Raw genomic sequence first — 11730 nt, 5'->3', positions numbered from 1 at the left:
TGTCATGACTGCCAACACGCTTTCGCCGACCCAGCCCTCCCCGGCCCGCGTCCGGCCCACGCCGCGCGCCGTGATCGTCTCGGCCTGGGCGGTCCCGGTGATGGTGGCCGGGGGATTCGCGATGCTGGCGATCGTGCCGCTGGGCATCGCCACCGCCGGCGTCTGGCGCAATCCGGGCCTTCGCCGCCTGCGGCCCTGGGCCGCCGCCCTGAGCACCTCGTACGCGGCGGCCCTGCTGCTGTGGGCGATCGGTCCCGACCGGCCGGGAAGCCTGACCAAGGATCTGCACCCGGTTCACGCCGTGGTGATCTGCGCCCTCGGGGTGGCTCTGGCGGTCGCGTTCCACCTGAACCGCCGCCGGAGCCACCCCTGAGAGGCAGACCTACCGGGCCGCCACCGGCGTCCTGCCGTGCAGGGCGTCCAGCACCGTCTGCGGCACCGGCTTGCCGAGCATCTTGCAGGTGGTCACGTCCTGGGCGGCGAAGGCGACCTGGGCGAAGCGCTCGGCGCCCGGGTTGCTGCTCAGGTCGCTCGGGCCGGCGGTGGTGTCGCTGACCGCCGTGCGCCGGCCGTCCTCGGTGGCCACGGCCGTGCTGTGGTGACCGTTGGTGTCACCGCCGTGCCCCCAGACCGGCCCGCAGGCCGAGTCGATGTGGAACAGGCCGAGGCCGTAGCCGCCCCTGATCGGGAACTCCGCGGGCAGCTCGACGGTCTCCTTCATCTCGTTGAGTTGCTGGTCCGAGAAAAGCTTCCCCTTCAGCAGCCCGGAGAAGAACCGCGACAGGTCGCGCTGGTCAGAGATGATCGCCCCGGCCGCGCCGCCCCAGCCGCCGATCGGCCAGGTGGACGTGTCGGCGTAGCTGGGCTTGCCACTGGCGAAGCTGACCGCGTAGCCGTGGGCGTAGCCCGGACCGGTGTCGGTGGCCCGCGGCTGCGGGAAGTAGGTGTTCTTCAGGCCCAGCGGGCGGGCAATACGCTGCTGCACCAGGTCGGGCAGGCTCTTGCCGGTGACTTCCTGCAGCAGGATCCCGATCAGCGTGTAGTTGGTGTTGGAGTAGTTCCAGGCGGTGCCCGGGGCGAAGTCCGGCTCGTGCGCGAAGGCCACCTTCAGCAGCTCGTCCTCGGTCCAGACCCGCTGCGGGTCGCTGGTCAGGCCCTCGGCGAACTTCTCGTCGGCGGTGTAGCTGAACAGGCCGCTGGTGTGGTTGAGCAGCATCCGCACCGTGATGTTCCGGCCGTTCGGCACCACCCCGGGCAGGTACTGCTCGATCGGTGCGTCCAGGTCGACCTGACCCCGGTCGACCAGCTGCAGGGTGAGCGCGGACATGAAAGTCTTGGTGTTGCTGCCGATCTCGAACTGGTCCGTGGCCCTGAGCTCACGTCCGGTCTCCCGGTCGGCCACCCCGTCGGCGCTCAGCGCGACCCGGCGGCCGTTGTCGATGCGGGTCATGTAGCCCGGGGCGCCGCTGTCCAGGACGTGCCGGGCGACGTCGCGGATCACCGGGTCGCCCGGGCCGGAGTGCGCGGACGAGGTGGCTGCGGTGGCCACCGCGCCTGATCCGGCGAGGACGGCGGCCGCGGTGAGCACGAGTGCTTTGGTCGTGGTGTTCGTCGTCATGCTTCAAGCCTGTCGGCCGGCCGGCCGCCGGTCATTGCCTCCTACTGCCCAGTGGCCCTTCCAGGCATCCCCCCTACGGTAGTAGCGCAGGCACTACCTACGGGACGAAGGAGCATCAGGTGCCGATCTGGTTAGAGGCCGGATTCTGGGGCCTTCTGGCCGGCAGCGCCCTGGTTCTGGGCGCCTCCGTCTCCTGGTTCCTGAACGTGCCCCAGCGGGTCGTGGCCGGGGTGATGGCCTTCGGCGCCGGCGTGCTGATCTCGGCCCTGGCCTTCGACCTGGTCGACGAGGCCGAGACCACCGGCGGGCTGCCGCCCACGGTGCTGGGCTTCCTGGGCGGCGCCGCCGTCTACGTGGCCGCGAACGTTGCCCTCAACCAGTACGGCGCGCGCCACCGCAAACGCTCAGGCGCTCAGCAACCCTCCGAGAGCCAGCATCAGGGCAGCGGGGCCGCGATCGCGATCGGCGCCCTGCTGGACGGCATCCCCGAATCCGTCGTCCTGGGCCTGTCCCTGCTCAGCGGCGAGGGCGTCGGGATCGCCGTCCTGGTGGCGATCTTCATCTCCAACCTGCCCGAAGGCCTCTCCAGCGCCGCCGGGATGAAGCAGAGCGGACGCAGCGCCCGCTACGTGTTCGGGGTCTGGGGCGGTATCGCCGTGGCCAGCGGTCTGGCCGGGCTGCTGGGATCGGTTCTGCTGCAGGACGCCTCGCCGGCCACCATCGCGACGATCACCGCGGTCGCCGCCGGGGCCATCCTCGCGATGGTGGCCGACACGATGATTCCCGAGGCGTTCGAACGCACCCACCTCTACACCGGATTCATCGCCACGCTCGGCTTCATGCTGGCCTTCACCGTCCAGCGTCTCGGCTGAGCCCCCCTGTAGCAGGCTCGTAGCAGTCGGTTTTCAGGCGGCGTCCAGGGCCGCGCGGTGCTCGTCCGAGAGCGTCACCGCCAGGGCTCCCAGCGATTCCTCCAACTGCTCGACCGAGCTGGCCCCGATCACCGGCAGCATCGCCGCCCGCCGCGGCGGCAACTCCTCGAGGGAGGCGCGGTCGCTGCCCGCCGGTCGATCCATCTGGCTCACCGGGCCGGCGATGTGCCAGGCCAGGGCGACCTGGTTGGCGGTGACCCCGAGTTCGTGGGCGATCCGGTGCACCAGACGCAGCCGCTCCACGCTGCCCGGGTGGTCGTACGGCGGCAAGGTCGCCAGCCAGGGGCGCACCAGCTGCCCACGCTGGTTCGGTGAGTAGGTCGCGATGGTCAGGTCGGGCTCCTGCGCGGCGTAGTCGATCCCCTCCGTGTCGACCACCGTCATCGTCGAGAGCCCCGGCCTGGGCCAGTAGATCGAGTGTTCCTGCTGCCAGACCCCGAATTCAGGACGCCCGGCGCGGCGGCTGTGCTCGCGGGCGACAGCGAGCCTCCAGGTGGCTGTGTTGGAAAGACCAGGAATGGTCACCAGGCCTTCCTCGACCAGGGCCGAGAAGGTGTCGGCGATCTCGGTGACCGGCAGCCGCCGGTCGTCCACGTGCCCGTAGTAGACGCCCACCTTCGAAAGTCCCAGGCGTTCCAGGCTGCCGGCCAGCTCGGTGCGCACCGTCTTCTCGGAGAGCCCCTCGAAGTTGGTCGGCCCGTCACCCCGCAACGGCCGGTCCTGCTCCAGCTTTCCCGCCCCGCTCTTGGTGGCCACCACCACCTCGTCGGCCACTCCCCGGTCGGCCAGCCAGCTGCCGAGCATCCGCTCGCTGTCACCGGCCTGCGTCCCCAGAGTGTCCTCGGTCCAGCTGCCGTAGTTGTTGGCCGTGTCGAAGAACCGGCCCCCGGCCTCGAAGTAACGGTCCAGCAGGGCGTACGACTCGTTCTTGCCGAGCTGGACGCCCAGGTTCATGATGCCGAAGCACACGGCGCTCACCTCGAGGGTGTTGGTGCCGCTGCGCAGCGTCCTGGTCTGCGGTGTCGCGTTCATGCCGATAAAGCTAGGCCGGAATTGGTCGGGGATCCCGGTCCAATCCAGCTTACAGAATCCGGACCAATCCCGGCCGATCCGGAACCCGACATGGTTAGCATCGGGCTGATGTTCACCGTAGGAGCCGTCTCGCTCAACCTCCCGGACGGGCCGGGCTCGCTCACCCGGCGCCTGTGCGCGGCGTTGCGCGAGGGCATCCAGACCGGCCGACTGGCACCCGACTCCGCCCTCCCACCCAGCCGCTCACTGGCGTCCGAAATCGGATGTTCTCGCTGGGTGGTCACGGAGGCCTACGGCCAGCTGGTGACCGAGGGATACCTGATCGCCACCACCGGCTCCGCCACCCGCGTGCGCGGCACCGCGACCGGCTTCCCGACCGGTGCCGCCCACCAGCTCGCACCCCCTCCCCGGCCGCGCTTCGACCTGACCCCCGGTGTGCCCGACCTGGCCGCCTTCCCCCGCTCCCGCTGGGCCGAGGCCTACCGCCAAGCCGTTCTCGACCTGCCGAACGATCTGCTGGCCGGCCGCGCCCTGATCTCCACCAGTGCCGCCCGCACCACCCTGACCGACTTCCTGCGCCGCACCCGCCAGGTGCAGGAAGACCCCTCCCAGCTCAGCCTCACCACCGGCTCCACCGCCGGGATGGGCTGGCTGACCGCACTGCTGGCGAAACTGGGCCACACCCGTATCGCCGTCGAAGACCCTTCCTGGGCAGGCCTTCGCGCCGTGGCCCGCCGAGGCGGGATCACCCCCGTCCCGATCCCCGTCGACCAGCACGGACTCGTGGTCGGCCGGCTGTCCGAACACCGTGACGTCCGCCTGGCCCTGGTCACCCCGGCCCACCAGTTCCCCGTCGGTGTGGCCCTTTCCGCAGCGCGACGACTCGAGCTGATCGACTGGGCCCGCCGGGTGGACGGCCTGATCATCGAGGACGACTACGACGCCGACTTCCGTTACGACGCACGACCGGTGGCCAGCCTGCAGGGCCTGGCCCCCGACCGCGTCGTTCTGCTCGGCTCGCTGTCCAAGGCCCTCTCCCCGGCCATCGAACTGGGCTGGCTGATCATGCCGCAGCCGCTGATCATGGCCCTGCTCGGACTCGACCTGGACCGCATCGTCAGCCCTTCGCCCATCACCGTCGAGGCGCTCGCCGTGATGATCGAACGGGGCTGGTACGAGCGGCATCTGCGGGCCCAGCGGCTGCGCTACCGGCGCCGGCGCGAGCTGTTCGTGGACGCCCTGGCCCAGCACCTGCCCCAGACCCAGGTCACCGGCCTGGCCGCCGGGCTGCACCTGCCCCTGCGGCTGCCCCCGGGCACCGACGCCGCCGAACTGGTGCGCCGCGGCGCACGCCGGGAACTCGGCCTGGTCAGCGCCGAGCGCTACCGCATCCGCCCGCTCGACGACCCCGGTCTGGTGCTGGGTTTCGGCAACCTGCGCGACAGCCGCATCGACGAGGCGGTGCAGCGCCTGGCCGTTGCGACTGCGGAAAGCGTCAGGTCGCCGAGAAGACGGCCACGATGAAGTCGTCCTCCGGCGAGAACGGCCGCAGGTCCCAGGTGCTCAGCAGCACGTCGGCGTTCAGGCCGGCCTGCACCGCGTCGCTCAGGAAGTCGTCCACCTCGTAGCCCCGGCCGGCCCCGAAACCGATCACCACCCGGCCGCGCTCGGCCAGGTGCAGCCGGAAGCGGCGCAGGATCTCGCCGCGGGTGTCGGGGGCACAGAACGTCATCACGTTGCCCGCGCAGACGATCACGTCGAACCGCCGGGGCGTCCCGTCGGGCTCGGTCAGCTCCAGCGTGGACAGGTCGCCGGTGAGCCAGAGCGGCCCGGGGTGGTCCACCTCGGCGGCGGCGATCAGGGCCGGGTCGAGATCGACCCCGACCACCTGGTGCCCCTGCCGGAACAGGTACCCACCCAGCCGGCCCGGGCCGCACCCGGCGTCGAGAATGCGGGAGCCCCGCCCGGCCATCGCGTCGATCATCCGCGCCTCGCCGTCCAGGTCGGCACCCTGAGCGGCCATCTTGCGGAAACGCTCGATGTACCACTGGGAATGACCCGGATCCTCGGCGAGCCGCCGCAGCCAGAGGTTCTCCTGGGTCATTGCGCACTCACTCTCAACTGGTCACCCTGCTTACGTTCACCTACGCCACCGACCCTACTCGGAGGCCGAAGGTCCTCGGCCGAGGGCACAACGGCCCGAACTCGCAACGAACCGAACTCACAGCGGCCCGAGCACGTCGGCCGGGTCGGCCTGGAGGTCCAGCCCGGTCAGCACCTGTCGCAGGGCTCGCTCCTCGAAGCGGAAGTGGCTCTCCATGGCTGCTCCCACTCCTTCCAGGTGCCGGGCCAGCTCCTGCGGCCCGGCCCGGCGATCCACCGCCGCCTGCAGTCCGCCCAGCAGGTGGGCGATCATCGAGTGGTCCTGCTCCAGCTTGCGCAGGGTCTCGCGCAGGTCGGGACGGGCCTGGGCGATGGCCGGGAACAGTGTCCTGTCCTCCCCGCGGTGATGCGTGTCCAGCGCTGCACAGAACCCGTGGCAGTACAGCAGCAGATCCCGGGCTCCCTCGGCGCCGGCGGTGCGGGAGATCTCCAGGGCCTCACGCAGCCGGGCATGCACCCGCAGCAGTTCCTGACCCCAGGCGACGAGCCTGGTCTCTTCTCTGCCTTGTTCTTTGCTCTCGACCACTGATTCGCCGCCCTCAGACACGGGCGGACGAAGGGAACGACGCGAACATCGCCGTACTCCTTCTGATCCGGCGCCTCCATGCCTGACACGGACTGCCACCGGCACGCGACGCTGCGCATCACCCTACCCGATCGGCGTAGCCGCCGACCCGACTCGTCCGTGAGTGCCTCGCTCTGGGAGGTTTCGGCGCTCACAGGCGGCTGCCGGCCGGACAGCCACTAGGCCGGACGGGTGGCGCGGCCGGGCGGTCGAACACGTTGGGTAATGCCTGTGCGACAGCTGACGACGAGAGGCGGGACAGTAGCTAGCTGGGCGGGACCTGAAAGGTCCCTCCGGCCTGAACGGGAAGGTTCCCATGCGCGCAGCAACCCGTAGGCGTATCGCCGTACCGGCCGCCATCACCTCCGGCCTGCTGGTCAGCGGCCTCCTGGTGTGGCACACGTCCAACGCAGCGTTCAGCGGCGCTACCCAGAACGCCGGCAACAGCTTCGCCACCGGCACGGTCTCGCTGACCAGCGACCGCCCCGGCGCCGTCCTGTTCAACCTCACCGGGATGTCGCCGGGCAACCCCGAGACCGAGTGCATCACGGTCGAGTACACCGGTACCGCGGCCTCCACCGTGACCCTGGCCGCCCGGTATCCCAACAGCGACACGGTCGCCGCGCACCCGCTCGCCACGTACCTGAACTTCGCGATCGAAGAGATCCCGCTGACCGGGGACTGCAAGGGCGCCTCGGCGGTGACCAAGACCGCCGACGTGCAGGCCGCGCAGACCACCCTGGCCAACAAGGTCGCGAACATGTCCTCCGGCGTCGGCACCGGCGTGAACTGGGCGGCGGCGACCACCGGGGCCAAGAAGCGGTTCCGTTTCGTCTCCGAGGTGCAGTCCACCAACTCCGCGCAGGGCCTGAGCGCGACCGTGAACCTGGTCTGGACCGCTACCAGTAACGCGTGATGAGCGGCCGGCGTCTCGGGAGCGGCCTGGTCGGCACCGGCCAGGTCGTCTCCATCCTGGCCCTGGCCCTCGCCGGTGGCCTGATGGTGTGGGGCGCGCTGCCCCTGCTGCTCGGCTGGTCCACCCACGCGGTGGTCAGCGGTTCGATGAGCCCCCAGGTCCAGGTCGGTGACGTCCTGGTCTCCGGCGAGGTCGCGCCCTCGGAGCTGCGCCCCGGCATGGTCGTGCTGTTCCGCGACCCGGTCGACCCGGAACGCGTCATCTCGCACCGCATCGCGGCGGTGAACGAAGACGGCTCGTTCACCACCCAGGGCGATGCCAACCCCACCGCCGACACGGCCGCGGTGCCGGCCGGCAACGTGCTCGGAGTGGCCCGGCTGCGCGTGCCCTGGATCGGCTACCCGGCCGTCTGGCTGGGCGAGGCCCGCTACGACCTGGTCGCCGGCACCCTGGCCAGTGTGATCGGGATGACCCTGCTGGCGCTGTGGCCGGACCGCAGGCCGGGTGACGACGGCGGGGCCCCCGGCCCGGCCGCGGCCGAACCCTGGCCCTGGCTGGTTCACATGCGTACGCCCTGACCGCCACCATGGACCGATGCGACCGTTCCGGATCGACATCCCCGCCGCGGACGTCCACGATTTGCGCCATCGCCTGAAACAGACCCGCTGGCCGACCCCGGGTACCACCCGCGACTTCTCGCAGGGCCTGCCGCTGGAACTGGTGCAGGACCTGTGTGAAGACTGGGCGCACGGCTACGACTGGCCCGCCACGCAGGCCCGGCTCAACGAGATCCCGCAGATCACGGCCCGGATCGACGGCCTGAACATCCATGCGCTGCACGTGCGTTCGCCCCGTGCGGATGCAACCCCGCTGATCCTGACGCACGGCTGGCCCGGATCTTTCCTCGAATTCGAGGACGTCCTGGCTCCTTTGACGCTCGGGGATCCGGCCTTCCACGTCGTGGTCCCCTCGCTTCCCGGCTACGGGTTCAGCGATCAGCCGACCGAGCCCGGGTGGGGTGTCCGGCGCATCGCCCGGGCCTGGGTCCAGCTCATGACATCGTTGCATTACACACGTTTCGTGGCAGCCGGCAGCGACTGGGGCACGAGCATCAGCACGTGCATCGGCCTCCAGCATCCGCAGCGGCTTCTGGGCCTGCACCTGATACCGCCGCTGGCCGCTCCTGCGCCCGGACAGCAACCCACCCCGGCCGAAGCCGCAGCACTGGCCGAACTCGCCGAACGCTCCCGCGACGCGTCGGCCTACTCCGAGGTGCACCGCACCCGACCGCAGAGCATCGGCTACGCCCTCACCGACTCCCCCGCCGCACTGGCCGCCTGGATCGGCGAGAAGCTTCTGACCTGGACAGACGGCACCGAAGCGCTGAGCCGGCGGCAGATTCTGGACAACCTGAGCCTGTACTGGTTCACCCGCACCGGCGCGTCCTCGGCCCGCCTCTACGCCGAGAGCATCGCCGAGGTGGGCTCCTGGTTCACCGATCCCGACGCGATCGGGCCGCTCACGGTGCCCACCGCCGCGACCGTCTTCCCGCGCGAGGTGCCCCGGCCGTCGCGGCGGTGGGTCGAGCACCGCTTTCCGCATCTGGTGCACTGGGGTGAGCCATTGCACGGCGGGCACTTCGGGGCCTGGGAGCAGCCGGAACTGTTCGCCGCCGAACTGCGGGCCGGCCTACGGGCCCTGCTCAGCGCCTGACCCGAACTTGATCAGTCATGAAAAAGGCCCGGACCAGCGGTCTTCGACCGGGTCCGGGCCACCAGGTGCTGATGCGCGCCTGAAAAGATTTGTAGCTACAAGGCTGCGCGCAGCCGCGCCAGTACCTGCTCCGCGTCCCACGAGTAGTCGTACTTCTCGCTCAGGCAGTCGTCGTCGATGCAGTTCATGACGGCGGTGAGGGCCCGGCTCGCACGTTCGTTGAGAACGACGGACACGTAGCCGGTCTCCGGGTCGCGGGTCACTGCGATGACCGGCTCGGACTCCTCGAAGACCTGATCCTCCTCGAACTCGCTCTCGAAGAGATCGTCACGGGACAACAGCGGGCTCAGTGCATTCACTTTGAACCTCCAGTAGAGCCTGGCGACACAGCGTCAGGACCTCGTGCCTCTTATCTTCCGGACCTGGGAGGATTTGGCAACCGGGAGGTAGTGACCTGTGTCACTTTGAGCTGGACGGAGAGATCTACCGAGAGTCGCCGGGACGCTCTCCGGCCCGGTCGTGGAAGTTCTTGCCGCAACTGACAACTCCCGACCGGGCCGCAGACGCATCCGGATCGGCGATTTACACAGTGCATTCGGCCCGCACGTGAGCGGACTCACTCAGCCCCGCGTCCCGAGCCGACCGAACAAGATCGAGAACGGGTACAGTACTTGAGCCGGATTGAGATCTGGCCCGATTCCTGGCGGCCGACGACCGCGTTTCGCCCGCTTCCAGGCCAGAATCAGCCCGGGGCGGGCGGGTTGAACCGCCTCAGCGGGCCGCTGCCGCGTCGTAGCGCTCGCGCGCCTCCAGAACCCCCGGCATGTGGCTGCGCGCCCAGCGTTCCAGTTCCAGCAGCACCGGCCGCAGCGTCTGGCCCGCCTCGGTGAGCTCATACACCACCCGCGGCGGTACCTCGGCGAACGCCTGACGCACGACCAGACCGTCACGTTCGAGCGCCTTCAGCGTCTGCGAAAGCATCTTCGGCGAGATCCCGGCCACCCGGTCGGCCAGGTCGCGGTACCGCGCCGGGCCGTCGGAGAGGACGCCGATGATCAGAACCGTCCAGCGGTCACCGATCCGGTCGACCAGCTGCCGGCTCGGGCAGTTCGGGTCGTACGGATCCCACTCGATGTCCTCGTTGCCCATCGGCGTCTCTCCTGTTCACGCGTCCATGCTCCGGCTCAGTAGGCCACACCGATGCGCTGACGCCGGTGTGCCCCCGCCTCGATCTCGTCAACATAGGCGATCGCGTAGTCGTCACCCGAAATCGTCTCTGCCCCTTCGAGCAACACGTCGCCCCCCTTCCGGAACGTGCCCGTGCGCTCACCGGGGTTCCACGACCCGAAGGCCGGGGCGGGGCTGACGTAGAACCAGTCCAGCTCGGCCGGGCTCTCGCGCAGCGCCTCGAGGATCGCCCGGTGGCTGCCGGCCTCACCCTTGTACGCGTCGGGGAACTCGGGGGTGTCGATCAGCGCGGGCCCACCCTCGGTCACGAACAGGGAGCCGGCGCCCCCCACGAAGCTCAGGCGCGCGCCCTGGTCGAGTGACACCTTGGTGAGCAGGGGCAGGGCGGCAGCCAACTCGGGCTGGCCCTCCTCGCCGGGCAGCGCCCGCAGGGCCACCACGATCTGGTCGGCCCCCTTGGTCACGTCCGCGACGAACGCCTCGTCGTGGATGGACCCGGTCAGCAGCTCGACCCCGGCCCCGACCTCCTTGGCGTGCCGGGCGACACCGACCACCTCGTGGCCCCGCGAGACCAGCTCGGCAGCGATCTTGCCGCCCGCGTAACCGGTGACCCCGAAGATGACGACCTTGGACACGATGAACCTCCTGGCTTGCTGTCGGATAGCTACTATCCAGAAGATAGTGACCAGGTAGGGGCCGCGCCAACCCGCCGAATGGGGATGTTGGCCAGGTCACCCGGGTGCCTGCGCCTCCGGTGGAGGGGCCAGGGTCGGGTTGGAACGACCAGACGGGAAGACCACCGGGACGATCCGGGCTAGGACGAGCAGCAGGGTGACGATCACGCCGAGTTCAGTCGGGCCCGAGTTCAGTCGGGCCCGAGTTCAGTCGGGCCTCGTTCGATCGGGCCACGTTCGATCGGGCCACGTTCGATCGGGCCACGTTCGATCAGGCCACGTTCGATCAGGCCACGTTCGATCAGGCCACGTTCGGTCGGGCCTAGTTCGGTCGGGCGGTCCGCGTCGACCAGGTCCGGCTCGGCCGTTGGGCTCGGCCAGACAGGACGACCATGGGAATGCACCGGACGGGACGCCGTCAGCAAGCAGGTGGCTGGTTCTACCGAGCGATGAGTCGGACCAGGCGCCAGGCCGAGCCGGTCGGGCTGAGCCGGGCCGACCGCAATGCCCGGGGCCGACTCGGCCGGACAGGCCGACCGCGAGATGGACCGGGTAGGGCGCTCTTAGGAGAAGGAATCCAGATCCCCACCGGCCATTTCGGCGGACTGCCGGGCCGGGTAGACCTACGAGTGCTCGCCCCCCGTTCCAAGCCGCCTCGCGCTCGTCGAGCCCACCCTCGACCAACGACGCCACCAGCAACTCGGCGAAGCGCAGGGTGCCCGGGCGGGCGGCGAAGGTGCCGGTAACCACGCGAGCAGCAAGCTCGTCCTCCAGACCAACGGGCTGGGCCGGGCCGACCGGACTGAGTCGGTCGGGCCACCCGTGACCAGTCAGGGGGCTGCTGCGATGCTGGCGGGTTGCAGGCTCGGTGGCTGCGGGCCCGGTTGTGGTGGCTGCGGTAGCTGTGGACCCGATTGCGAGGACCAGGT

13 protein-coding genes and 1 pseudogene are annotated in these 11730 nt (G+C 70.0%); 7 read left to right on the top strand and 7 right to left on the bottom strand.

Annotated elements, in window-relative coordinates; all coding sequences use genetic code 11:
* Positions 1-4: 4 nt before the first annotated feature.
* Positions 5-373 (top strand): hypothetical protein, encoded by a 369-nt coding sequence (locus LWF15_RS24650; RefSeq protein WP_232813295.1) that lies wholly within the window; start codon positions 5-7, stop codon positions 371-373.
* Between the two features lie 9 nt (positions 374-382).
* Here LWF15_RS24650 and LWF15_RS24645 read toward each other — a convergent pair whose 3' ends face one another.
* Positions 383-1618, bottom strand: coding sequence for a serine hydrolase domain-containing protein (locus tag LWF15_RS24645; RefSeq protein WP_232813294.1), 1236 nt, complete (start codon positions 1616-1618; stop codon positions 383-385).
* A 119-nt stretch (positions 1619-1737) separates the two neighbouring features.
* Here LWF15_RS24645 and LWF15_RS24640 point away from each other — a divergent pair, with 119 nt between their 5' ends.
* Entirely contained in the window at positions 1738-2490 is a 753-nt protein-coding gene (locus LWF15_RS24640) for a ZIP family metal transporter (protein ID WP_232813293.1), read from the top strand.
* A gap of 33 nt (positions 2491-2523) precedes the next feature.
* Here the strand turns inward: LWF15_RS24640 and LWF15_RS24635 are convergent, their stop codons facing one another.
* Positions 2524-3582 (bottom strand): aldo/keto reductase, encoded by a 1059-nt coding sequence (locus LWF15_RS24635; RefSeq protein ID WP_232813292.1) that lies wholly within the window; start codon positions 3580-3582, stop codon positions 2524-2526.
* Between the two features lie 108 nt (positions 3583-3690).
* Between LWF15_RS24635 and pdxR the strand changes: the two genes are divergently transcribed.
* Complete coding sequence (pdxR, locus tag LWF15_RS24625; RefSeq protein WP_269810760.1) at positions 3691-5106, top strand: MocR-like pyridoxine biosynthesis transcription factor PdxR; 1416 nt, start codon at positions 3691-3693, stop codon at positions 5104-5106.
* Here pdxR and LWF15_RS24620 read toward each other — a convergent pair.
* Together LWF15_RS24620 and LWF15_RS24615 are read right to left on the bottom strand one after the other, a co-directional pair.
* Entirely contained in the window at positions 5078-5686 is a 609-nt protein-coding gene (locus LWF15_RS24620) for a class I SAM-dependent methyltransferase (RefSeq protein ID WP_232813291.1), read from the bottom strand. The two genes, pdxR and LWF15_RS24620, sit on opposite strands and share 29 nt — an antisense overlap.
* Before the next feature lie 117 nt (positions 5687-5803).
* Positions 5804-6292 (bottom strand): hemerythrin domain-containing protein, encoded by a 489-nt coding sequence (locus LWF15_RS24615; RefSeq protein ID WP_232813290.1) that lies wholly within the window; start codon positions 6290-6292, stop codon positions 5804-5806.
* A gap of 334 nt (positions 6293-6626) precedes the next feature.
* On the opposite strand from LWF15_RS24615, the gene LWF15_RS24610 reads away from it, so the two are divergent.
* Genes LWF15_RS24610 through LWF15_RS24600 form a run of 3 tightly spaced genes read left to right on the top strand, consistent with a single transcriptional unit; the run spans position 6627 to position 8939 of the window.
* Complete coding sequence (locus LWF15_RS24610; protein ID WP_232813289.1) at positions 6627-7226, top strand: hypothetical protein; 600 nt, start codon at positions 6627-6629, stop codon at positions 7224-7226.
* Entirely contained in the window at positions 7226-7804 is a 579-nt protein-coding gene (locus LWF15_RS24605) for a signal peptidase I (protein WP_232813288.1), read from the top strand. Before LWF15_RS24610 ends, LWF15_RS24605 begins: the two co-directional genes overlap by 1 nt.
* A 16-nt stretch (positions 7805-7820) precedes the next feature.
* A complete protein-coding gene (locus tag LWF15_RS24600; protein ID WP_232813287.1) occupies positions 7821-8939 on the top strand; it encodes an epoxide hydrolase family protein in 1119 nt (372 codons plus the stop codon).
* 95 nt (positions 8940-9034) lie between these two features.
* Here LWF15_RS24600 and LWF15_RS24595 read toward each other — a convergent pair whose 3' ends face one another.
* The 3 genes from LWF15_RS24595 to LWF15_RS24585 form a co-directional block, all read right to left on the bottom strand.
* The gene (locus LWF15_RS24595) at positions 9035-9298 is read right to left on the bottom strand and encodes a hypothetical protein (protein ID WP_232813286.1); all 264 of its coding nucleotides are present in this window, start codon (positions 9296-9298) and stop codon (positions 9035-9037) included.
* A gap of 412 nt (positions 9299-9710) precedes the next feature.
* The gene (locus LWF15_RS24590) at positions 9711-10088 is read right to left on the bottom strand and encodes a winged helix-turn-helix transcriptional regulator (RefSeq protein ID WP_232813285.1); all 378 of its coding nucleotides are present in this window, start codon (positions 10086-10088) and stop codon (positions 9711-9713) included.
* 35 nt (positions 10089-10123) lie between these two features.
* A complete protein-coding gene (locus LWF15_RS24585; protein ID WP_232813284.1) occupies positions 10124-10762 on the bottom strand; it encodes an NAD(P)-dependent oxidoreductase in 639 nt (212 codons plus the stop codon).
* A gap of 254 nt (positions 10763-11016) precedes the next feature.
* Here LWF15_RS24585 and LWF15_RS38225 point away from each other — a divergent pair.
* Positions 11017-11127 (top strand): annotated as a pseudogene (locus tag LWF15_RS38225) (pentapeptide repeat-containing protein); the annotation flags it as partial.
* Positions 11128-11730 lie beyond the last annotated feature (603 nt).

The organism is Kineosporia rhizophila (assembly GCF_021277265.1).
GTDB classification, from domain to species: Bacteria; Actinomycetota; Actinomycetes; order Actinomycetales; family Kineosporiaceae; genus Kineosporia; species Kineosporia rhizophila.
The sequence above is the reverse complement of the archived record's forward strand: the minus strand, read 5'-3'. Positions and strand labels throughout refer to the sequence as shown.

Coding starts and splice junctions, on each gene's coding strand:
- LWF15_RS24650 (WP_232813295.1), top strand. CDS start 5: ATGACTGCCAACACGCTTTCGCCGACCCAGCCCTCCCCGGCCCGCGTC.
- LWF15_RS24645 (WP_232813294.1), bottom strand. CDS start 1,618: ATGACGACGAACACCACGACCAAAGCACTCGTGCTCACCGCGGCCGCC.
- LWF15_RS24635 (WP_232813292.1), bottom strand. CDS start 3,582: ATGAACGCGACACCGCAGACCAGGACGCTGCGCAGCGGCACCAACACC.
- pdxR (WP_269810760.1), top strand. CDS start 3,691: ATGTTCACCGTAGGAGCCGTCTCGCTCAACCTCCCGGACGGGCCGGGC.
- LWF15_RS24620 (WP_232813291.1), bottom strand. CDS start 5,686: ATGACCCAGGAGAACCTCTGGCTGCGGCGGCTCGCCGAGGATCCGGGT.
- LWF15_RS24610 (WP_232813289.1), top strand. CDS start 6,627: ATGCGCGCAGCAACCCGTAGGCGTATCGCCGTACCGGCCGCCATCACC.
- LWF15_RS24605 (WP_232813288.1), top strand. CDS start 7,226: ATGAGCGGCCGGCGTCTCGGGAGCGGCCTGGTCGGCACCGGCCAGGTC.
- LWF15_RS24600 (WP_232813287.1), top strand. CDS start 7,821: ATGCGACCGTTCCGGATCGACATCCCCGCCGCGGACGTCCACGATTTG.
- LWF15_RS24590 (WP_232813285.1), bottom strand. CDS start 10,088: ATGGGCAACGAGGACATCGAGTGGGATCCGTACGACCCGAACTGCCCG.